This is a genomic window from Acidobacteriota bacterium (genome assembly GCA_018268895.1).
In the GTDB taxonomy this organism is placed as follows: Bacteria; Acidobacteriota; Terriglobia; order Terriglobales; family Acidobacteriaceae; genus Edaphobacter.
This window is the reverse complement of sequence record JAFDVP010000001.1, coordinates 1,124,833-1,145,781: the sequence shown is the minus strand read 5'-3', so window position 1 is coordinate 1,145,781 and position 20,949 is coordinate 1,124,833. Positions and strand designations below refer to the sequence as shown.

Below are 20,949 nucleotides of genomic sequence, written 5' to 3'. Positions count from 1 at the left end.
TCGGAATGACACCTCGCTGGACTGTTGGATGACGATCTTCACCCAGGCTGGACATTAGGACTGGATGACGATCTTCATCGAATCGGGCTGTGGGTTTGAGGCCAGATCGATGGCGGCTACGGCGTCCTCGACTGAAAAGCGGTGCGAGATGAGCTGTGTCAGGTCGAAGCCTTCGTTGTAGCCCTCTAGCACTAGCTGTGCGACGTCGTCGTTGATGGCAACGGAGGCGCTGTAGGAGCCCATGAGCGTCTTCTCGTCCATGCAAACAGCAGCGGGGTCGAACGGGGCTTCGCCGTGTTGCGTAGCGGCGAAGAGCATGACGCGGCCACCGGGACGGATGGCATCCATTGCCACCTTGATCAGGGCGTTGCCTCCCACGGCGACCAGTGCAACGTCGGCGCCTCGGCCTTCGGTGGCGGCTTTTGCTGCGGCCACCACGTCACCACGGGCGTCGAGAGGGTGGTTGAGACCGAACTTTGCCGCGACGGCGTGGCGCTCGGGGTAGAGGTCGCTCGTCAGTACGGTTGCTCCGGTTCGCTTGGCCAGTGCGGCGAGCAGGATCCCGATCGGCCCCTGCCCGATGACCAGCACAGTTTCATCCGTTTGCAGGTTGAGCATGTCGATGGCTTTGTAGCAGGTATTGACCGGCTCGATGAAGGCCGCCTGCTCAAAGGGGACGCCGTCTGGGATCTTCACCAGGCCTCGGCGCACGATCCAGTCCATTACGCGAATGTATTCGGCGAAGCCGCCGCCCGAGGGCGCAAAGCCTGCGGTGCAGCCGACCTTCTTGTAGGTCTCGCATTGGGCGAAGGTGTGCTTGCGGCAGTAGAAACATTCACCGCAGGGGATATGGTGGTAGGCCATGACGCGGTCTCCGACCTTGAAGCCCGTGATGCCTTCGCCGACAGCCGCGATGGTGCCGGCCATCTCGTGTCCGAAGACGCGGGGAGCGGAGTGTGAGCCGGTGTGGATTTTTTTGAGGTCGGTCCCGCAGATTCCGCAGGTGTGGATCTTTACCAGCACCTCTCCGGGGCCGATCTCAGGTACGGAGATCGTTTCGACACGGACGTCATTGATGCCGCGATAGACGGCGGCGCGCATGGTGGAAGGCACTGCGATAGTTTCGTCGCTCAAGCTCTAGACTGCTCCCGTTCTGTTTGTTCGCTGGACGTTCTTTTCCAGCAGGAACTTGTTTATCTTCTCCGCGAGCGCATCGGCGGCCAGGCCACTGTTTCTTCCCAGTCTGGCCAAGGGTTTCCAGAACCGTGGCTGGAGGGCGACGTGGGCGAGGAACGACGCCATCCGCATCTGCCCCTGCCCGTCGATGAAGCGATTGAGGTTGGGCAGGCGTGCGTCGGGGCCGTCGGAGACCGCCTTGAAGCAGCAGAGCGGAATCTGGCGAATCTGCGCAAGACGAGCGATCGTTGCGGACTCCATATCGACAAGTGCAGCGCCATAGCTGCGCCAGAGCCTTCGCTTCTCATCCCTGTCAGCGACCTGTGGAGTGGTTGCGAGCAGCAACTGTCGGCCTCCCTCGGCCATCTGGAAGCGTTCACCGGTCTGGACGTCGACCACCGCAGAGGGAATGTAACACTGGCCCGTGCGCATTCCTGAATCGAGCGCGCCGGCCCAGCCGACAGACAAGACCAAATCGGGAGCGCCGAGCATTTCGGCTGCGGCGAAGCTGCGCGTGGCCGCGGAGGCGCCCATGCCTCCGCAGACGGCGATCAGCTCGTCACCGTTCTGAGATGACTTCCATATGGAGACACCTTTCGTCCCGGAGGAATGCTTCTCCCATCCGCGCACAAGCGGTTTCAACTCGCCGGGGAGCGCAGCGACGATCGCGATCCTCATACCGCTGGACCGCCGTATCTTGGGGCATATCCATGCTCGACGAACCAGTCGATGGCCGAACGCAATGCGTTGTAGATGGGGAGGACTTTGAAGCCAAGGTCGCGTTCGGCCCTGGCAGAAGAAGCGAACATCGTCTTCTTCCCCATGCGGACAGCTTCAACGGTGGCGCGCGGTTCCTTGCCGCGCAGTTTGCCGGTGATTGTTTCGTCAAAGAAGGCGAAGGCCATGGCAACGGCGTGAGGGACCTTCATGGTGGGTGACGGCAGGCCGGTGATGGCCGACATGCGGTCGAGGATCTGCTTGAGCGTCAGGTTCTCTCCACCGAGGATGTAGCGTTCGCCGGGCGTGCCATGGTCGAGCGCCGCGACGTGCATGCGTGCAACCTCGTCTACATCGACGAGGTTCAAGCCGGTGTCGACGTAGGCGGGAAACTTCTTATTGAGGAAGTCGACGATAATTCTCCCTGTAGGAGTAGGTTTGATGTCCCCGGGGCCGATGGGGGTTGTCGGGTTCAGGATCATGACATGCTGGCCGGAGCGGGCGGCCTTGATGGCCTCCTGTTCGCCGAGAAACTTCGAGCGCTTGTAGTGGCCGATCATGTCGGCAAGCGAGACGGGCGTGTCCTCGTCGACGATGGTGCCGTCGGACTTGAAGCCCATCGTGGCTACGCTGGAGGTGTAGACGACACGCTGGACGCCGGTCTCGCGGGCCAGGCGCAGCAACTCGCGGGTGCCGTCGACATTGGCCAAGTACATTTGCTGGGGGTCGCGGACCCAAAGGCGGTAGTCCGCTGCGACATGGACGAGAGCGTCGCAGCCTTTGAGAGCGGAGCGTAGGCCCTCGGGTTGCCGGAGATCGCCGGTGACGATCTCTGCGTTGAGCCCCGCCAGTGCGTCTGTCCGGCTGGTTGAACGCGTGAGAAGGACAAGGCGCGCGCCCTCGGCGGCATACCTGCGCGCTACGTGAGAACCTACAAAGCCTGTGGCTCCAGTAATGAATACGCGCACGTGCGGTTGTCCCTGGTGGATTACTGCCGGCCGGTGGAAAAATCTATGGCCCGGCGCCGTTCTTAGTCCAGCTTTTCAGGCTCGATCTGGATGTTCTTTTCGCCCGCGGCCTTCTTCTCCCAGTACTTTTTCACCCAGGCCTCGAAGGTCTTGCCCGCGGCATTGTCGCGGCCCGTGAAGGCAAGCGCAGCGATGTCGGAGTAGCTGACGTTGACCTTCGTCCTCTCGTTGGAGGGGATTACGCGGACGAAGGAGTCGCTGAGCGAGGTGCCGGAGCGGCGGTCGAAGAGATAGCCCTCGATCTTTGAGCCGTCCTTGCGCGTGATGGTCACGTCGCCGCGGTAGTCGAAGGCTTTTTCAAGGGCCTCGCGAATCTCGGCGTCGGAGGCGAGGGTGGGAATCCATCCCTCGAGGTTCTCCTTCTCGCGACCCGCGATGGTTTCGATCTCGTCGGCACTTTGTTGACGCAGTTGCTCGATCTTGAGGTGTTCCTGCTGCTCTGTCGCCATCGTGCTTAGTCTCCCGAGACCGGCTGCAGTTGGTCTTTCGTTGCGCCCTGAATCTGCACCAGCGGCATCGCGTGCGCCGGCTTCCACTCGTTGAGCAGCTTCTCCGCTTCCTGGTCAGGATAGGTCGACGGGAACATGTAGGCCTTCGCGGTTTCGATGAATCCCTTTAGTGTGCCAAAGTTGTAGTCGACCGCTGAGGCCTCGTGGCCGGAGTGGACCATGCAGTTGGCGCACTGCGGGTTGCCGCTCTTTGCGCCGTAGTTGGACCACTCGGTCGTCTCCATCAGTTCTTTGAAGGAGTCGGCGTAGCCGTCCTGGAGGAGGTAGCAGGGCTTCTGCCAGCCGAAGATGGAGAAGGTCGGCATGCCCCAGGGCGTGCACTCAAAGTTGCGCTTGCCCATCAGGAACTCGGCGAAGAGGGGGTGGGTGTTGAACTCCCAGGACTTCTTTCGGTTGGAGAGGATGGCGCGGAACAGACGGCGCGACTTCGCCTTGCCGAGGAAGTGGTTCTGGTCCGGCGCCTTGTCGTAGGTGTAGCCAGGCGAAACCATCATGCTCTCGACGCCCGCGGCCATAAGCTGGTCGAAGTGGCGGCGCACGCTGTTCGGATCAGCACCGTCGAAGAGCGTCGTGTTGGTGGTGACGCGGAATCCTGCGGCGACGGCGGTGCGGATGCCCTCCATGGCGATGTCGTGCCCGCCCTCGCGGCAGACGGAGAAGTCATGGTGCTCCTTTTCGCCATCGAGGTGCACGGAGAAGGAGAGGTACTTCGACGGCTTGAAGAGGTGCAGTTTCTCCTTGAGCAGCAGAGCGTTGGTGCACATGTAGACGTACTTCTTGCGGGCGACCAGGCCAGCGACGATCTCCGGCATCTGCGGATGGAGCAGCGGCTCTCCGCCGGGGATGGAGACCATCGGTGTGCCGCACTCTTCGGCTGCCTTGAAGCACTCCTCTGGCGAGAGGTCTGTCTTGAGGATGTGCGCCGGATACTGAATCTTGCCGCAGCCCGCGCAGGCGAGGTTGCAGCGAAAGAGCGGCTCGAGCATGAGCACGAGCGGGTAGCGCTTGCGTCCCGCCAGCTTCTGCTTCAGCACGTAGGTTGCAACCGTCCAGGCCTGTGAGACCGGTACCGCCATTCGGGTGTTCCTCCAGAAAGTTCTCTACTTCTTATGCGACCTGTTCTGCCGCCTCGCGCTTCATCGCGCGATCGTAAGTCGTCAATGCGAGCAACGGAAAGTACTGCTTGTACAGGTGGTATCCGAGATAAAAGACCCGGGGAAAACCTGTTCCCGTGTAGTAGCTCTCGCCGTTGCGGCCGGGCACGAGTTCGTCCCAGCTTCCGTCGCCGTGCTGGCGTTCGATCAGCCAGCGAACGCCCTTGGCCACGGAGTCGGAGCGGGTGTCGCCAGCAGCCAAAAGCCCGAGGACTGCCCATGCCGTCTGCGACGGTGTGCTTGGCCCGATACCGCGCTGGTTGGGGTCGTCGTAGGTCCCGCAGGTCTCGCCCCATCCGCCGTCCGTGTTCTGCACCATGCGAATCCACTCCGCAGCCTGCTGGATGGCGGGTTCGTGGTTCCACATCCCCATGGCTTCAAGGCCACGCAGGACAAGGAAGGTGCCGTAGAGGTAGTTGACTCCCCAGCGGCCAAACCAGCTTCCGTCAGGCTCCTGCTCCCTTAGGATGAACTGAACGGCCTTTTCGACGCGCGGATCTTTGCGGGTGTAGCCGTACTGCGCCAGCATCTCGATCATTCGGCCGGTGATGTCGACCGTCGGCGGGTCGAGCATAGCGTTGTGATCGGCGAAGGGGATGTACTGGAAGATCATCTTCGTGTTGTCTTTGTCGAAGCTGGCCCAGCCGCCGTTCTTGCACTGCATGGCCCAGATCCAGTTGATGGCGCGCTGCGAGACCTCGTACTGATAACGCTCGCGGGGATTGTCGACGCAGTTCAAGGCCATCAGAACCTGCCCGGTATCATCGACATCCGGATAAAACTCATTGTCAAACTCGAAGTACCAGCCGCCCGGCTCGACATTCTTGACCTTTTCGGCCCAGTCTCCCTTGGTGCGGACTTCCTTGGAGAGAATCCAGTCGGCGGCTTTGAGCATCCGCGGGTCGTTGCGCGGGACTCCGGCCTCGCCCAGCGCGTACATCGCCTGTGCCGTGTCCCACACGGGAGGAAAGCAGGGCTGCATACGGAAGGTCGGCGTCGGGTAGTCAGGCGTACCTTCGGGGCAGTCGATGCCAAGGTTCTCGAACTCATCCATGGCGCGAATCATCTGCGGATCGTCGAGGGAGTAGTCGAGGCAGCGCAGGGCGACAATCGAGTTCAGCATGGCCGGGTAGATTGCGCCCAGGCCGTCTGATTTCTCGAAGCGCTCGAGCATCCACTTCTCTGCCTTGCGAATGGCCATCGTGCGCAGAGGACGAATGTGGACTCGTTCAAACCAGTGAACCATGCGGTCGGTGAAGAGGAAGAAGTTCCGCCAACTGATGGGGTTCTTCTTGTCCCACTTCAGATGAAGGTTTGCATTCTGCCTGCCGCCGACGAAGAGTTCGTCGATCCCCTGCTCAGGCGCGAGTTTCTTGAACGGCTTCTTCGCGTAGATGATCGAAAGCGGTACGAGAATGCCGCGCGACCATGAGGAGATCTCGTAGATGTTGAAGTAAAACCAGTTTGGAAAGAGAACGATCTCTGGAGGAACCGCGGGTACGGCGTCGTAGTCGTACTGGCCAAGCGCGCAGAGATATATCTTGGTGAAGGTGTTGCACTCAGTGACGCCGCCGTTGGCCAGCACCCACTCCCGCGCCTTGACCATTACCGGGTGGTCTGCCATCCATCCCATCAGCTTGAGTGCGAGATAAGACTTCACGCCATAATTGATATTCGAGGGGCCACCGGGATAGAGGCTCCAGCCACCGTCTTCATTCTGGTGGCGCAGAATCTCGTTCAGGGCGCGCTGCATCTTCCCGGGATCGCCGGTGCCGAGCAAAGTATGCATGAAGATATAGTCGGCCTCGAGCATGACGTCGGCTTCGAGCTCGCCGCACCAGTACCCTTCTGCCTGCTGCTGGCCGAACAGCCAGTCTTTTGCCCGCTGGATTCCGTCGACGACCTGGTCAAGTCCAAGGTCAAGCCTGCCGAAGCGAGGTTGAACCGACTGACCGGACGCCTGCGGATTACCTGTAGATCTATTCATGTACAAAAGGCTCTCGAGTTCCGATACTGCGCTTACTGTGCGGCTGCGGGCTGGATGGATTGAACCAGTCCCGGGGGCAGGCCGAAGCGTACATTCTCGGGCATGACCTCAACTTCATCGACTGAGCCATACCCCTTCGATTGCAGATAGCCAACAACATCCTGCACGAGAACCTCGGGCGCAGAAGCTCCGGCTGTGACAGCGACGGTGCCAACGCCATCGAGCCACTCGGGCTGAATGTCTTCCGCCTTGTCGATCAGGTAGGAGTTAGTGCCAAGATTCTTTGAGACTTCCACCAGGCGGTTCGAGTTCGAGCTGTTGCGCGAACCGACGACGAGCACGACGTCTGCTCCATGAGCAACATTCTTGACCGCGGTCTGCCGGTTCTCCGTGGCGTAGCAGATGTCCTGCGCGTGCGGGCCGACGATGTTGGGGAACTTCTTCTTCAACGCGTCGATCATGTACTTTGCTTCGTCGAGCGAGAGCGTCGTCTGCGTGAGATAGGCAACCTTGTCGGGATCGGGAACCACGAGCGCCTCAACCTCCTGGACGCTGGAGACGACCTGGGTGACGTCCGGGGCCTCGCCCTGCGTGCCTTCCACCTCTTCGTGGTCGCGATGGCCGACGAGAACCAGCGAATATCCCTGCTTGGCGAACTTGATGGCCTCGACATGAACCTTGGTTACGAGCGGGCAGGTGGCGTCGACGACCTTCAGGCCGCGGTCTTTTGCGCGCTGACGCACGGCCGGGGACACCCCGTGTGCGGAGTAGATCACGCGCGCACCTTCAGGAACCTCGTCGAGTTCGTTGACGAAGATGGCGCCCTTCTTGGCCAGGTCGTTGACGACGTAGCTGTTATGCACGATCTCTTTGCGAACGTAGATCGGTGCGCCGAAGGTGTCGAGGGCGATCTGGACGATATCGATCGCGCGGACAACACCGGCGCAGAAGCCGCGAGGCTTGAGAAGGAGGACGCGCTTGGTTGTCGCGGAAGTGCCGCCGTCTGTTACAGCAGCGTAATCAAGGGTCGTAGTGGTCACCAGTAAAGTATACCGCGTTTAGCCGCGGAAATGCCTTTTGCACTGAACCATCCATGGTGCAAAAACGCAGTTGACATATTTCGTCAAACCACACCTCTGCAATACTTTAGCCGGCACTGGCGCATCGTGGAAGACATTTTCAGGGAACCACGTATTTCAGATGGTTCAGTGCGTACACTCGGGATGCCCGCACTGACACCGCAGCGTCATGAACTTCTTCGCATCTTCGCATTGGGTTGAGCAGTACTTCGATCCTTGTTGAGCCATGCAGTTGCAACCGGGAGTGGCGCATTTCTGGGGATTTACAGCCATGAGTGGGTCCCTCCATAAACCGGCTGCCTAGCTCAGATGCGGGAGACCGCCGGGGAGATGTGCGGACAAGCCGGCTGTTAGCGGCTCATCTCCAGCAGGTGTTCGGCGTGTTTGAGGCTGGTCTCGGTGAGCTTCTCGCCGCTCAACATGCGTGCGACCTCGCGAATCCGCTCGTCTACGTCCATCCGGCGAATCTCAGTCTGAGTACGACCCCGTTTTTCGGTTTTTTCTATCAGAAAGTGGTGGTCGGCAAAGGCAGCGATCTGGGGCAGATGAGTGATACAGAGAACCTGTTGGCCTCGCGAGAGCGTCTTGAGCTTCTTCCCTACCGCTTCAGCGGCACGGCCTCCGATACCAATGTCGATCTCATCAAAGACCAAGGTTCGCGGCAGAGGAGCTTTCTTCTTTTTGCCGGAGTGAGTTCCCTCCTCCACTGTCACCTTGAGGGCCAGCATCACGCGAGACATTTCGCCACCCGAGGCGATCTCATCAAGCGGCTTCAGGGGCTCGCCGGGGTTGGTTGCAATGCGGTACTCGACCCTGTCCCATCCGTGTGCGGTCCACGAGGCGCTCAATTCGTCCGCAACGATACGAACCTCAAACCGGGCATTCATGGCGAGGTCGTTGATCTGAGCTACTGCGAGCTTTTCGAGCTTTTTGGCAGCATCGCGACGGGATGCCGTGAGCTTGAGCGCGACGGCGCGGTATGCAGAAGCGTCCTTCTCCTGCTTTGTCTTGAGCTCGATGAGCAGAGCGTCCCGGTTTTCGACCTCGGCCAGCCGTCGCGATGACTCAGCGCCAAAGGCCATGACATCAGCAAGGGTTTGGCCGTATTTCCGCTTCAGGCGATCGAGCGCAGCAAGCCTGTCCTCAATCTCCTCAATACGGCCCGGGGCTGCGTTGATGTTTTCGGCAAACTCGCGCACTTCGGCGGCGACGTCTTCAACGATTGCCTTCGCCGCTGCCAGTTGCTGCGCCGGGCCGGCGAAACGGTCGTCGAAGCGGGCGAGGTCCTCGACATGCTTGAGGGCAGATCCCAGCGTGGTCTCGGCTGCGCCTTCGCTCTCGTAGAGCAGATCGTTGGCGCTCATCGCCGCGGTGTAGAGCCGCTCGGAGTTGGAAAGAACGCGCTTTTCCGCCTCCAGACGAACGTCTTCATCGTCGGCTGTCAGGGTCGCCTGTTCGATCTCCTGCGCCTGGAAACGCCAGAGGTCGGCCATCCGCAGGCGGTCTTGCTCATCGGCCTCAAGCTCGGCTAATTTTGCCGTCGTCGCGCGCCAAGCCTCGAAAGCATCCGCGACGGCGTCGCTTGCGATCTCGCCAAAGCGATCGAGAAGCGTCCGCTGCTGTGCCTGGTCGAACGCACCGAGCGTCTCTCCCTGCGAATGAACCAACGCCAGTTCCGGAGCCAGTTGCCGCAGGACGCCGACAGTGGCCTGCTGATTGTTGATGAAGACGCGGCCCTTACCGTTTACGGCGATCTCGCGGCGTAGCAGGATGTGGTCGTCTTCGGAGTCCATGCCGGAGTCGATGCCGTTGGCTTCGAGGACCGCCTGGGCCGTTGGGGTGAGCTCAAAGACGCACGAGAGAACGGCGCGCTCTTCGCCGTGACGAACGATGTCGGAGGAGGCCTTGCCGCCGAGCAGCATCTGAAGCGCGTCGATGAGGATGGATTTGCCGGCGCCGGTCTCGCCGGTCATCAGATTGAGCCCCGGACCAAAGGATGCGGCCGAACGATCGATCACAGCATAGTTTTCAGCGCGCAACTCCAGCAGCATCTTGTGGCCTCAAAGTGGAACCTTTACACACGGCGAGGATAGCAAAATAGGCGATGTGGATTTAGCAAATGGATGCGCCGCACCAAGCCGGATGCTCCCATGGGCAGGTCACCGGGCGTCTAACGATTTACACTAGCTATTGGTGGACAAAATATCTATGGTCTGGACCCTTGCCTTAGCCCTTCACTTCTTTCAGGAAGAAGCCGCCTCAGCACCTGCCGCAGCCGGAAGCACCAGCGCAATTGGAGAGATGATTCATAACAGCGGGCCGGTCGCCTTTACGGTGCTGTTACTCCTTCTCCTCGCGAGCATCTTCTCTTGGACCATCATGCTGTCGAAGTGGTCGGGCTTTCGCCGCGCCCAGATGCAGGGACAGAGATTCGTGCGGGCTTTCCGCAAGTCGAGCCGCCTGAGCGAGGTGGCTGCAATCGCCGACCAGTTCAGGCCAAGCCCTCTGGTTTCGGTGTTCAACGAGATTCACGACGAGTACCAGCGGCAGAACGGCGGCCGCGGTCTGCCGCGAAATCCGGTCGCTCTGGAGAGGGCTGCGCAGACAGCCTCCTCAGAGGCGCTGACGGCGATGGAGAGCAGGATGACGTGGCTTGCGACAATCGCCGCCATTGCGCCGTTCATCGGTCTTTTCGGTACGGTATGGGGCATCATCGACGCTTTCCACGGACTTGGCACTGCGGGAGCCGCGACGCTGCGGGCGGTTGCGCCGGGTATCTCCGAGGCGCTGATTACGACCGCCGCTGGCCTGGTGGTCGCGATTCCAGCGGTCATCGGATACAACCAGCTTACGGCGAGGCTGCGCGAGTTCGGATCGCGCATGGACGACTTCGGCCGTGAACTACTGAATGCGATTGAGAACGCCGCGATGCTGACTCCCACTCAACCGCAGCCTCCCGCACCAACCTACGCACCGGTTGAGGAGCCGCCGCGCCGGAGGGCCTTTTAGCCATGGCATTCTCGGCCAAGGGACGCACACAGACTGCGCTTGCAGAGATCAATATCACGCCGCTGGTCGACGTGGTGCTGGTGCTGCTGCTGATCTTCATGCTCACGGCCCCGGTGCTGCAATCCGGTATTGATGTAGCGATCCCAAAGACCCGGACTGTCGCGCAGGTGACCGATGAACGCATGGTGGTCACGATCGACCGTGAGCAGAACGTCTTTCTTCAGGACAAGCCGGTAAACGTGAACGAGCTTCCCGCTCGTCTGCGCAGCACAGGCAAGGGAGACCCGGCCAAGCGCGTGATCTATTTGCGCGCCGACGAGCGCGTGCCGTTTGGAGCCTTCGCCTCGGTGATGGATGCAGTCAAGCAGGCAGGCATTACCAACATCAGCATTGTTACCCGTCCTATCGAGAAGTAAACGCAAGTATGGCCACCGATCTCCGCTGGATACACGACGAGCACCCCGAAGGCGACAACCTTCGCGGGAACTTCTTTGGCTCGCTTGTGCTGCATGGTGTAGTTGCGGGATTGGTGATTGTTCTTGCGTATTTCAATAATCGCGGGCATAGCTGGGGTGAAAATGCGGCTACGGCAGGTGCGATTCAGGCGACGATGGTCGCGTCGCTGCCCTTGCCTCCAAAACAGCGCGAGCTGGATACGGGGGTGCTGACCTCGGAGTCGCCCAGCCCGGCACCAGTCGTGACGAAGGAAAAGACGGAGCCACCACCAAAACCGGATGAGGTCGCTGTCCCGGAGAAGACGAAGCCGGTCAAGCAGGCTCCCCAGCCCACTCCCGCTCCGCCAAAGCATCCGCAACCTGCGCCTCCACAGCCGACTAAGGCTGCGACTGGAGAGACTGCCGGGATACGGATCCCGCAATCGACGATTGAGCTGAAGAATGGCACTGCATCCGCAATGGTGCAAGACCGCACCTTTGGAGCACGGTTCGCTTACTACGTGAATATCGTGAACAAGGTTGTAGCTCAGAATTGGTATACGACCGAGGCCGATCCTCGAACATCGGTGGGCAAGAGCGTGACGGTTGTATTCGATATTAATCGCGATGGATCGCCGGCCAACCCTCGGTTTGAAACCCGCAGCGGCTCGCCGTCGCTCGATACTTCAGCGATGCGCGCTGTGCAGAGGGTTGAAAGCTTCGGGCCACTGCCGGCCGGCGACCACATTACGGTGGAATACACGTTCCATTACACGCAGTAATAAGGTTTAAGTGAATCGCAGCCTTCCTCAGAGCCTAGGTTGCTCTTGCTTTGGAAGTCACTTGCGAAAGTTATAGTCCTTGCCGGCTTGAGCAAAATACAGGGATTCTTCGCCTACGGCTCAGAATGGCGACCGTTTGATCAGCCATTCTCCGCGCGCGGCTGTGAATCACTGCTTGATAACCGTGCCGTCGAGGCGGCGAATCTCTCCCCAGCCCCCGTTGAGACCATTTTTGCTTTGCGTGAATGGTGACTTGGCTGCTTCCTTTTCATCGACCTCAATTCCCCACCCTGGAGCTTCGTTGACCCAAAGGTAGCCGTCCTTCATTTGTGGACAGCCATGAAAGATCGCCTGGCTGCGTTCATTGAACGGGGAGTACTCCTGAATACCAAAGTTGGGGCTGACGATATCGAGCGTGATCTGGGCCATGTGGCCGATGGGCGAGACATCTCCAGGACCGTGCCATGCGGTTTTTACGCCGAACTGCTCGGCGAGGATGGCGATCTTGCGTCCGGGGCTGAGACCGCCGACCTGCGAGAGATGGCAGCGGATGTAGTCGATCAGGCGGCCTTCGATCAGGGGCTGCCATTCGTGCGGGCTGTTGAAGAGCTCTCCCATGGCGATGGGGGTGGTGCAGTTCTCGCGAATCTGTCTGAAGTAGGCAATGTCTTCTGGCGATAGAGGGTCTTCAACGAAGAAGAGCTTGAACTTCTCCGCATCCTTGCAGAACTGCACGGCCTGGTTGGGAGAGACACGCTCATGGACGTCGTGGAGGAGGTTGATCTCTTCCCCAAGCTCCTGACGGCAGACCTCGAACAGCTTTAAGGCGCGTCGAATATAGGCAAGCGGCTCAAAGAACGGCTTGTCGTGCAAGGGCTTGAAGTCCGATTTCGCGGAACGGGCTGAACCGTATCCAGCCATGCCGGGAACGCCGATCTGTACGCGGATATTTCGGAATCCCTGGCCCATGTAACGCTTTGCAGCAGCCACGACGTCGGCATACTCCGGGCCGTCGGCATGTGCGTAGGTATCCACGGCTTCGCGGCACTTGCCGCCTAATAGCTGGTAGACGGGCATCCCTGCCTGTCGGCCCTTGATGTCCCATAGGGCCTGATCGATGCCGCTAATGGCGTTATTCAGAACGGGGCCGTTCTTCCAGTAGGAGCTGTCGTAGCAGGACTGCCAGATATCCTCGATGCGGTCTGTTGTCTTGCCGAGCAGAAATGGCTTCAGATACTTTTCCACGGCTGGCTTGACGAGGTCAGCACGCTGGGTGAAGGTGGCGCAGCCGTAGCCGTAGAGGCCGTCCTGGTCCGTAGTGATTTTGACGACGGTCAGGCGCACACCGGCCGGTTCGCACTCGATGACGCTGATGTCCTTGATCTTTGGCGTTGCCATTCCGCGAGTCGCGCTGGCAGCCTGCTGCTCCGCCCTGGCGAGGGCGGGGGTCAAACTGCTGAGCGTTGTGGCTGTGGCAAGTTTCAGCAACTGGCGGCGATGGATTGGCATCTCTCCTCTTTCACTGTTTGGTAGACGCTAAAACGATACATGACAAAGATCATGGCCTGCGTTGGAACGGGAAAACGAACGGATTCGCATCATTTTGGCAGCTTTTGAAGAGTTTATTGCACGTATTTGTTTTGATTCCCAATTAAGAGACACCCATTCGGGGCTGCTTTGCGTCTACGATAAAAGAGATGAATTTTCGTCCCGCTCGTCCTCTGGCACATCTGACCCGCGTCGCCCTTGTCTCCGCAGCCAGCCTTGCGGCGTGTGCCCTTTGCACGCGCGCCAATGCGCAAGACTGGTTCAAGACGGAGACATCGAGTGGAGTCTCGAACATCCGCATTGCGGTGGCTGACTTCAAGGCTGTGTCGGCGAACGATCCTCAGACCGTTCCGCTGAAACGCACCTTCGACACGACGCTTTATAACGACCTGGCGAATGCAGGCATCTTCGACATGGTCTCGAAGAGCATGCTCCCACAGGCAACGCCGGGCGCACCGGGCGAGATCAGTCTGGCGCAGTGGAGCGCGGCGCCCGCCAACGCGGCGATGGTTGCCTTTGGGGCCTTCGGCGCGTCGGGAGGGCGGCTTACTGTCAGCGGCTTCCTCTTCGACGCGAAGAATGCGCAGTTCCCCCAGGTGCTCGCAAAGCAGTACAGCGAGGATGCCAACGAGGGGATGGCGCGACAGATCGCGCACCGCTTTGCCGACGAGATTATCTTCAGGCTTGGCGGGGGCACTCCAGGAATCGCCGAGACGAAGATTTACTACGTGAAGATGTCTGGCGGGAATAAAGAGATCTGGGCGATGGACTACGATGGGGCCAACCAGCACCAGATTACCCACCTGGGAACGGTCTCTCTCTCTCCGCGGGTAGCGCCTGACAACAGCCGCATTGCATTCTCGTCACTGGGACGTGATGGGTTCCAGATACGGATGTACTCGCTTCTTCTCAACCGCATGGTCAACTTCGCTTCGGCGGGCGGCGGGACCAATCTTTCTCCCGCATGGTCTCCGAACGGACGCGATATTGCGTACTCCTCATCGCGCACTGGCGACCCTGAGATATGGATCGCCGACTCCAACGGAGGCGGAGGCCATCGCGTAACCAGCTTCCGCGGACCGGATGTATCGCCTGTCTTCAACCCCAAGACGGGATCGCAGATTGCATGGATCAGCGGACGGACGAACCTACCACAGCTTTACATCATGGATACCGATGGCTCGGGCGTCACCCGCATGACAGACGGGGGATATGCCACGTCGCCATCCTGGTCGCCGAATGGGCAGTTCATCGCCTTCGCCTGGAACCGCAAGTATGGACCGGGCGCGCCGGGCGGGCAGGACATCTACGTAATGGAAGTTGCGACCAAACGCTGGATTCAGGTGACGCACGATATCGGCCGCTGCGACTTCCCTTCGTGGTCGCCTGATGGCCGCCACATTGTTTTTGCGAATACACCGGGAGGACGCGCGTCGAGCACGCGCATTGTTTCAATGCTTTCCGATGGCACAGGAAGACGCGCGCTCACCGAAGCGGGCGCAGACATGCCAAATTGGAGCTGGAAGTAAACGATCGTTCGCTGCGAGATAATGTTCTAAAAGGACAGCTCGCAGATCAACCTTGTCTATTTGATTTTTCTGACCTTGAAATGCCATGTAGGAGAGACTCATGAATGTATCGCACGCACGTTATCGCAGGGCCCTGGCAATGGTTGCCGTTGCAGCCGCTCTGAGCGCCGTCACCGGCTGCCACAAGAAGGACAAGGCCGTTAATCCTTCTTCGCTCGGCCCTATGCCTGCAGCTACCGCCCCGGCGCCGACTGCGACCCTGTCAGCCGACCCGCTTACGGTCGATCTCGGTCAGTCGGTTGTGCTCAACTGGCGCACCCAGAACGCAACCACTGTGACCATTGACGGTATTGGAGAGGTTCCCGCGAACGGTACGCAGACGGTATCTCCGTCGAATTCCACAAATTTTCATCTGACGGCGAAGGGCGATGGTGGAACGACTGAAGCCAATGTTCGTGTTACCGTCCGTGTTCCTACAGCGCCGACCGCTCCTGCCGAGGGGGATATGGGGTCAGAGGCTGCGTTCCATCAGAACGTGCAGGACATCTTCTTTGACTACGACAGCTATGATCTACGCCCGGATGCTCAATCTTCCGCGAAGACGGCTGCCGCCTATCTGAACGCGCACACGGCCATCAAGCTTGTGATCGGCGGCTACTGCGACGATCGCGGATCGGCGGAGTACAACCTCGCGCTTGGCGAGAACCGCGCCAACTCCGCGAAGACAGCTCTGGTCAATGCCGGCGTCGCCGCATCTCGCATTCGCGTCATCAGCTACGGCAAGGAGAAGCAGTTCTGCACGGAAGAGAATGAAAGCTGCTGGCAGCAGAATCGCCGCGCGCAGTTCTCGATGGACCGCTAAACCTATTCGAACCACTACCGGCCCTCGCGTCTCCTTCTCCATTCGAGATGACGCGAGGGCCCCCACCTTTGCATGAGAGAGACCAAGAAAAACGCGGAAAGGCGAGGTAAAACCGCCATGTTTAAACCATTTACGCATAATCGTCCTATGGCAGCAGCGGCCGTACTCTTTGCAGCCGTTCTGGTGCTGCCTGCGACGCCTGCATTCGCTGTAAGCAAGGAGATCGTGCAACTGCAGACGCAGGTGCAGCAACTCCAGGATGCCGTGGCGCGGCTCCAGCAATCGAACGATGAGCGCATGGGGGTAATGAAGGACCTTGTTCAGCAGAGCGCGGATTCGGTCAATCGCCTGTCCTCCAATGTGGATGCGCTTCAGAAGCAGCTTGGCAGCAGGCAGGAGACGCAGAACGGAAAACTGGACCAGGTCTCCGGGCAGATTCAGTCGATGAACGATTCGCTGGACGAGGTGAAGGCCCGGCTGTCTCGCCTTGAAAAAATCATGCAGGACGTGCAGAGCCAGCAGCAGTCTCTCAACGCAAACATGCCAGCGAGCACTGGAGCCGGGGCGCCGATGGATAACTCCGCTCCGCCGGCAAACGCAATGCCCCCTGCGCCAACCGCCCCCATAGGCAAAAAAGGCAAGCCTTCCGCGGGAACACCGATGTCTGCTGCTCCACTGCCTGTGCCAGCGGGTCCGGCCGCTCCCCCGGTGGACGATCTTTACAAGACCGCGCTGGGAGATTACATGGGAGCCAAGTATCAGCTCGCTGCTTCGGAGTTCTCAGACGTTGTGAAGTTCTATCCGGAGCACTCTCTGGCTGGAAATGCTTCGTACTACCAGGGGGAGATTGCTTACCGCGCGGGACGGTATCAGGACGCCATCAAGGACTACGACCGTGTCCTTGAGCAGTATCCGGACAACAACAAGGTCCCCGTTTCGCACCTGCACAAGGGCCAGGCGTTGATCGCGCTCAAGCAGAATGAGGCCGGAATTCGCGAACTGCGCGCGCTGATTCAGCGCTTCCCCAACTCACCGGAGGCCATGCAGGCCCGCAGTAAGCTGAGCGGCATGGGCGTCACGGTGACGCCGAAGCGTTAGTCCCACCGCAACAGGTCTACCTCCCCATTTCCTCCCCGAAAAACTTAGATGCAATCAGGGCTTAGACCTTAAAGGTCTCCGTCTCTTCCACCTTGTCCCCTTCTCCCGGGGCGAGGAAGAGGTTCGTCTCCAGACCATGCTGCCTGGTGTAGAGATCGTAGTAACGGCCACCTGCGGCGAAGAGTGAATCGTGAGTCCCACGTTCCACAATGTTTCCCTGTTCGACAACCAGAATCTGGTCGGCGCGGCGAATGGTCGAGAGCCGATGTGCGATGACGAAGGTGGTCCGGCCCTGCATCAGGTGGTTGAGGCCTTGCTGAATCATCGCCTCGGATTCTGAGTCGAGAGAGCTTGTGGCCTCGTCCAGGATGAGAATGCGTGGATCGGCCAGAATTGCACGCGCGATGGAAAGCCTTTGCCGTTGCCCGCCGGAGAGCTTTACGCCGCGCTCGCCGACGATCGTCTCGTAGCCCTCGGCAAAACGTAAAGCGAACTCATCGACGCGGGCGATGCGGCAGGCATCGTTGAACTGCTCTTCCGTCGCCTCGGGGAACGAAAACAGGATGTTTTCACGGATCGTTCCGTCGAAGAGGAAGGTCTCCTGAAGCACGACTCCGAGTTGGCTTCGATAGCTTGCAAGGTTGATCGTGGCGAGGTCGATGCCGTCGATCAGCACCTGCCCAGTAGTCGCAGTATGAAAGGCGCAGATCAATGAGATGATTGTGGATTTGCCGGAGCCCGAGGATCCAACGAGTGCAGTCACGGTTCCGGGGTGCGATTCGAAGTTGACGCCGTGCAGGACCTGCTTCCCTTCCTCGTAGGCGAAGGTTACGTCGCGGAAGACGACGTCTCCCTGGATGACACCGAGCTCGCGCGTACGCAATGGGTCGGCATCCTCAGCAGGCTCAGAGAGTATCTCCGTTGTGCGGTCCAGTCCGGCGAGCGCTTCGGTAAGTTGCGTGCCAATGGAGACCAGCTGCACGATGGGGGCGATCATGAAGGCAAGAAACATCACATAGGTGACGTAGCCACCTGTCGTCAGCTTCCCGGCGACAACCTGGTGCGCGCCCAGGTACATAATAAGTGCGCCGACGATGCCCAGCACCGCCGTCGATGCCAGCGACATCAGCGACTGTGCCGTGAGCGACGAGATGACATTCTGGAGCAGCCGGTTTGCCCCCTTGGCGAAGACTGAGGCTTCGCTGGCTTCGGCGTGGTAGCCCTTGACGACACGGACGCCGCCGAGGGATTCGGTCAGCCTGCCGGTGACCTCGGCATTAATCTTGGCGCGTTCGCGAAAGATGGGGCGAATGGTCTTAAATGCTCGCTGAAGAATAAGCCCGAAGATGACGAGAATGGCGAAGGTGACCAACGTCATCTGGACACTGAGATGAACAAGATAGCCAAAGGCAAAAACGGCGGTGAGCACGCCGCCGAAGAAGTCGATAACACCGGTGCCAATCAGGTTTCGCACGCCTTCAACGTCGGTCATAATGCGCGCGACCAGCGTCCCGGTGCGGTTCTCGTCATAAAAGGTGACGGACAGCCTACCGATATGCTCCTGCACTTTCATGCGCAGTTCTGCGATCAGGCGCTGGCCTTCCATCGAAAGCAACTGGGTGAGCGTAAACGACGTAATGCCCTGGATGATCGTTGCCAGAACGACGACACCGACGATAATGGGCAACTGATGAATCAGATGTTTGCCCATGACATTGTCAATGAGGTATCGCGTGGAGGCCGGCAGAATGAGGCCGCTGGCGCGATTGAGCACCATTAGCAGGAAGCTGCCCCCCAGCAGAAACCTGCGAGGCTTGATCAGCTTCCAGACTTCGGGAAGCACCTTCTTGAGGGACGGTTTTGGGCGGGATGCCGTAAGGTCCGCCGACGTGGACCTGCCTATGTTACGGGAGGGCCTGTCTGCGGCTTTTATGCCGTGTGTTCCAAAACTCGAGGGACCTATCGAGGGCATCTTGTTAGCAGTGTACGCCTGAGGAGATTTACCGCCTTTAGCAGGCGGCGTGTCGTCACAGATGTAACAGCGCTCCTCCATTTCTTTCTCCTGAACCTGGCTTCAGGCGGATTTCAAGCGGGCGTTGATAAACGACCGGATACAGAACAGAACATAAATCAGGCACAGGAGCGACATAGCGGCCTTCTCCAGGACTGCGGCCGGATGCGGGAACTCGACGCCGCGAGAGAGACGGAAGCTGTCGATGCCGGCGGGGATCGTGCCGAGGAAGCCAAGCAGGGCGATGGTAACGGAGATGTGCATCCAGAGCATGCGCTTCTTCGGGTCTGGGGTATTTGCCATGACGCCAAACAGGATGAAGACCAACCCAAGGCCGCCAGGAATCAGGGCCGTGGGATGAGTGCTCCCAGTCGACACAAAACCAATAACAGCAAGCAGAATAAGCAGGACTCCGAAGACGATGGTCAGTTTTGACATGGAAAAACTCCCGGGTGTTTCTTTAGATAGAGTTGAGGGTATCGAAGGCTCAGAATAAATGATCGGGGCCGGTAAAGACGACTGCTGGAAAGCCCTCGCAGGTTTCGATTGCCAAAAACATATTGACAGGACTAAGCTACCCGGCCAAGACCTGCCACATTGTCCGGCAAGGGGAAAAGGAGCTCTCGATGAGCGAACTGGCAACGACAGTTGGCGCAGTATTGAGCAAAAAAAAGCGCGACCTATGGTCCATCTCACCGGAGACCTCAGTGTACGAGTGCGTTGAGATGATGGCCAACAAGCAGGTAGGCGCTCTTCTGGTCATGCAACGAAGCGAACTGATCGGTATGATCTCCGAACGTGACTATGCCCGCAAGGTGATCCTGCAAGGCCGGTCATCGCGGGAGACTGCTGTATCAGAGATCATGAGCAGCCCTGCGATCTGCGTCTCATGCGACCACACCGTAGCCGACTGCATGCACATCATGACGAAGAACCGTATTCGCCATCTGCCGGTGCGCGACGGCGACAAAGTCGTCGGCGTGCTCTCGATCGGCGACCTGGTGAACTGGATTATCTCCGAACAAGAGGAGACGATACGCCATCTGGAGGCTTATATATGCAGCCAATAACCTGCAATAGCGTCAGGACACCGCTGCGGCCTTCTTGATTGCGGCTATGACCTCCGCCGGACTCCAGTCATTGGTGGGATACCATGCGGCGATCTTGCCATCTTTGCCGATGACGATGGTCGAAAGCGAATGGTTCAGCGTCTTGTTGTCCCCAGGGGTTATCCCCACGCCAAAGAACTTCGTCATCTCGCCTAGTTCCTTTTCGGTTGGGGCGGCAAAGTCCCAGTGGGCGAAGGTTTCTTTCGTGTGGTTGCCCGTGTAGGCGCCCCCGTAGTTTCGTAACACCGATGGCGTGTCATAGGCGGGATCGAAGCTGATGCTGAGAAGATGGGTCCCGGCGTATAGTGCGGGATCTGTAGAGAGTGACTTGTCGATTTCTGCAAAGTTGCTGCTCATTCTTGGGCAATAATCAGCGAGAGGGCAGCGTGTGTAGATAAAAGTAGCTACGAGCACCTTGCCTTTGAACTGGCCCAGATGAATCGTGCGATCGCTTTGGTTGAGCAGGCGGAAGTCCGGCACGGAGTCGCCCACTTGCGGGACGTGATACTGCACCGCGGGCTTATAGTCGGGGCGCGCCTGAGCGATGACGACGATGTTGTCCAGTTCAGGAGAGCGGAAGCCTGCAGCATCCTGCTGGACGGTGATGCGCGCTGTGATGCGGTCCCCGGGATGAAGTTCGCTGACGATCGAAGGATCCTTCAGTTTATAGGGCATCGTCATCGCTTCCATAAAGCCTGGAACAGCCTCGTGATCGAGCGTCACGTGAGTCGCATCGGTGCTCACGACCCGCCCTTTTACCTGAAATGTTTTCTCAGGGTAAGCCGCTTTAGAGTTCGAGGATGCTGATTTACGGCAACCAGCGACGGGCAGAAGCAGAAGTGTAGCGGCAAATAACGATAGGGCAAAGAGAGGCTGACGGGGCACCTGATATAACTCCTGCCATCAATCATACGTGC

19 protein-coding genes are annotated in these 20,949 nt (G+C 59.2%); 7 read left to right on the top strand and 12 right to left on the bottom strand.

Annotated elements, in window-relative coordinates; all coding sequences use genetic code 11:
• Positions 1 to 54: 54 nt before the first annotated feature.
• From JSS95_04960 to recN, 8 genes are all read right to left on the bottom strand, one after another.
• Complete coding sequence (locus JSS95_04960) at positions 55 to 1,101, bottom strand: zinc-dependent dehydrogenase (protein MBS1799158.1); 1,047 nt, start codon at positions 1,099 to 1,101, stop codon at positions 55 to 57.
• Positions 1,102 to 1,137: 36 nt separating this feature from the next.
• Positions 1,138 to 1,854, bottom strand: coding sequence for a nucleoside phosphorylase (locus JSS95_04955; protein ID MBS1799157.1), 717 nt, complete (start codon positions 1,852 to 1,854; stop codon positions 1,138 to 1,140).
• On the bottom strand, positions 1,851 to 2,861 hold the full coding sequence (locus JSS95_04950; GenBank protein ID MBS1799156.1) for an NAD-dependent epimerase/dehydratase family protein: 1,011 nt from the start codon (positions 2,859 to 2,861) through the stop codon (positions 1,851 to 1,853). The genes JSS95_04955 and JSS95_04950 overlap by 4 nt, the downstream gene beginning before the upstream one ends.
• A 62-nt stretch (positions 2,862 to 2,923) precedes the next feature.
• Positions 2,924 to 3,370 (bottom strand): hypothetical protein, encoded by a 447-nt coding sequence (locus JSS95_04945; GenBank protein MBS1799155.1) that lies wholly within the window; start codon positions 3,368 to 3,370, stop codon positions 2,924 to 2,926.
• A gap of 5 nt (positions 3,371 to 3,375) precedes the next feature.
• Complete coding sequence (gene hpnH, locus JSS95_04940; protein MBS1799154.1) at positions 3,376 to 4,506, bottom strand: adenosyl-hopene transferase HpnH; 1,131 nt, start codon at positions 4,504 to 4,506, stop codon at positions 3,376 to 3,378.
• Positions 4,507 to 4,537: 31 nt separating this feature from the next.
• On the bottom strand, positions 4,538 to 6,571 hold the full coding sequence (gene shc, locus JSS95_04935) for a squalene--hopene cyclase (protein ID MBS1799153.1): 2,034 nt from the start codon (positions 6,569 to 6,571) through the stop codon (positions 4,538 to 4,540).
• 32 nt (positions 6,572 to 6,603) lie between these two features.
• Positions 6,604 to 7,611, bottom strand: a complete 1,008-nt coding sequence (locus tag JSS95_04930; protein ID MBS1799152.1) for a 4-hydroxy-3-methylbut-2-enyl diphosphate reductase — start codon at positions 7,609 to 7,611, stop codon at positions 6,604 to 6,606.
• Positions 7,612 to 8,000: 389 nt separating this feature from the next.
• A complete protein-coding gene (gene recN, locus JSS95_04925) occupies positions 8,001 to 9,701 on the bottom strand; it encodes a DNA repair protein RecN (protein ID MBS1799151.1) in 1,701 nt (566 codons plus the stop codon).
• 157 nt (positions 9,702 to 9,858) lie between these two features.
• Between recN and JSS95_04920 the strand changes: the two genes are divergently transcribed.
• From JSS95_04920 to JSS95_04910, 3 genes are read left to right on the top strand one after another with little or no spacing between them, the layout of a single operon-like run.
• Positions 9,859 to 10,659: a MotA/TolQ/ExbB proton channel family protein gene (locus JSS95_04920; GenBank protein MBS1799150.1), complete on the top strand. Its 801-nt coding sequence runs from the start codon at positions 9,859 to 9,861 to the stop codon at positions 10,657 to 10,659.
• Positions 10,660 to 10,661: 2 nt separating this feature from the next.
• On the top strand, positions 10,662 to 11,075 hold the full coding sequence (locus tag JSS95_04915; protein MBS1799149.1) for a biopolymer transporter ExbD: 414 nt from the start codon (positions 10,662 to 10,664) through the stop codon (positions 11,073 to 11,075).
• Between the two features lie 8 nt (positions 11,076 to 11,083).
• Positions 11,084 to 11,875, top strand: a complete 792-nt coding sequence (locus JSS95_04910; protein MBS1799148.1) for an energy transducer TonB — start codon at positions 11,084 to 11,086, stop codon at positions 11,873 to 11,875.
• A 168-nt stretch (positions 11,876 to 12,043) separates the two neighbouring features.
• Here JSS95_04910 and JSS95_04905 read toward each other — a convergent pair whose 3' ends face one another.
• Complete coding sequence (locus JSS95_04905; GenBank protein MBS1799147.1) at positions 12,044 to 13,384, bottom strand: starvation-sensing protein RspA; 1,341 nt, start codon at positions 13,382 to 13,384, stop codon at positions 12,044 to 12,046.
• Positions 13,385 to 13,572: 188 nt separating this feature from the next.
• Here JSS95_04905 and tolB point away from each other — a divergent pair, with 188 nt between their 5' ends.
• From tolB to JSS95_04890, 3 genes are all read left to right on the top strand, one after another.
• The gene (gene tolB / locus JSS95_04900) at positions 13,573 to 14,952 is read left to right on the top strand and encodes a Tol-Pal system beta propeller repeat protein TolB (protein ID MBS1799146.1); all 1,380 of its coding nucleotides are present in this window, start codon (positions 13,573 to 13,575) and stop codon (positions 14,950 to 14,952) included.
• Positions 14,953 to 15,052: 100 nt separating this feature from the next.
• Positions 15,053 to 15,814, top strand: coding sequence for an OmpA family protein (locus tag JSS95_04895; protein ID MBS1799145.1), 762 nt, complete (start codon positions 15,053 to 15,055; stop codon positions 15,812 to 15,814).
• Between the two features lie 147 nt (positions 15,815 to 15,961).
• A complete protein-coding gene (locus JSS95_04890; GenBank protein MBS1799144.1) occupies positions 15,962 to 16,912 on the top strand; it encodes a tetratricopeptide repeat protein in 951 nt (316 codons plus the stop codon).
• A gap of 61 nt (positions 16,913 to 16,973) precedes the next feature.
• Here JSS95_04890 and JSS95_04885 read toward each other — a convergent pair whose 3' ends face one another.
• Together JSS95_04885 and JSS95_04880 are read right to left on the bottom strand one after the other, a co-directional pair.
• On the bottom strand, positions 16,974 to 18,884 hold the full coding sequence (locus JSS95_04885; GenBank protein ID MBS1799143.1) for an ABC transporter ATP-binding protein: 1,911 nt from the start codon (positions 18,882 to 18,884) through the stop codon (positions 16,974 to 16,976).
• Positions 18,885 to 18,986: 102 nt separating this feature from the next.
• Positions 18,987 to 19,361: a hypothetical protein gene (locus JSS95_04880; GenBank protein ID MBS1799142.1), complete on the bottom strand. Its 375-nt coding sequence runs from the start codon at positions 19,359 to 19,361 to the stop codon at positions 18,987 to 18,989.
• Between the two features lie 188 nt (positions 19,362 to 19,549).
• On the opposite strand from JSS95_04880, the gene JSS95_04875 reads away from it, so the two are divergent.
• Entirely contained in the window at positions 19,550 to 19,993 is a 444-nt protein-coding gene (locus tag JSS95_04875; protein ID MBS1799141.1) for a CBS domain-containing protein, read from the top strand.
• 12 nt (positions 19,994 to 20,005) lie between these two features.
• On the opposite strand, the gene JSS95_04870 is transcribed toward JSS95_04875, so the two are convergent.
• Positions 20,006 to 20,917 (bottom strand): SCO family protein, encoded by a 912-nt coding sequence (locus JSS95_04870; GenBank protein ID MBS1799140.1) that lies wholly within the window; start codon positions 20,915 to 20,917, stop codon positions 20,006 to 20,008.
• Between the last annotated feature and the right edge of the window lie 32 nt (positions 20,918 to 20,949).

Bases quoted from the DNA above. Each gene is read 5' to 3' on its own strand.
- JSS95_04910 (MBS1799148.1), top strand. From the start codon at position 11,084: ATGGCCACCGATCTCCGCTGGATACACGACGAGCACCCCGAAGGCGAC.
- hpnH (MBS1799154.1), bottom strand. From the start codon at position 4,506: ATGGCGGTACCGGTCTCACAGGCCTGGACGGTTGCAACCTACGTGCTG.
- JSS95_04880 (MBS1799142.1), bottom strand. From the start codon at position 19,361: ATGTCAAAACTGACCATCGTCTTCGGAGTCCTGCTTATTCTGCTTGCT.
- JSS95_04905 (MBS1799147.1), bottom strand. From the start codon at position 13,384: ATGCCAATCCATCGCCGCCAGTTGCTGAAACTTGCCACAGCCACAACG.
- JSS95_04895 (MBS1799145.1), top strand. From the start codon at position 15,053: ATGAATGTATCGCACGCACGTTATCGCAGGGCCCTGGCAATGGTTGCC.
- shc (MBS1799153.1), bottom strand. From the start codon at position 6,571: ATGAATAGATCTACAGGTAATCCGCAGGCGTCCGGTCAGTCGGTTCAA.
- JSS95_04915 (MBS1799149.1), top strand. From the start codon at position 10,662: ATGGCATTCTCGGCCAAGGGACGCACACAGACTGCGCTTGCAGAGATC.
- JSS95_04945 (MBS1799155.1), bottom strand. From the start codon at position 3,370: ATGGCGACAGAGCAGCAGGAACACCTCAAGATCGAGCAACTGCGTCAA.
- JSS95_04960 (MBS1799158.1), bottom strand. From the start codon at position 1,101: ATGCGCGCCGCCGTCTATCGCGGCATCAATGACGTCCGTGTCGAAACG.
- JSS95_04890 (MBS1799144.1), top strand. From the start codon at position 15,962: ATGGCAGCAGCGGCCGTACTCTTTGCAGCCGTTCTGGTGCTGCCTGCG.
- JSS95_04885 (MBS1799143.1), bottom strand. From the start codon at position 18,884: ATGCCCTCGATAGGTCCCTCGAGTTTTGGAACACACGGCATAAAAGCC.
- recN (MBS1799151.1), bottom strand. From the start codon at position 9,701: ATGCTGCTGGAGTTGCGCGCTGAAAACTATGCTGTGATCGATCGTTCG.
- JSS95_04875 (MBS1799141.1), top strand. From the start codon at position 19,550: ATGAGCGAACTGGCAACGACAGTTGGCGCAGTATTGAGCAAAAAAAAG.
- JSS95_04920 (MBS1799150.1), top strand. From the start codon at position 9,859: ATGGTCTGGACCCTTGCCTTAGCCCTTCACTTCTTTCAGGAAGAAGCC.
- tolB (MBS1799146.1), top strand. From the start codon at position 13,573: ATGAATTTTCGTCCCGCTCGTCCTCTGGCACATCTGACCCGCGTCGCC.
- JSS95_04955 (MBS1799157.1), bottom strand. From the start codon at position 1,854: ATGAGGATCGCGATCGTCGCTGCGCTCCCCGGCGAGTTGAAACCGCTT.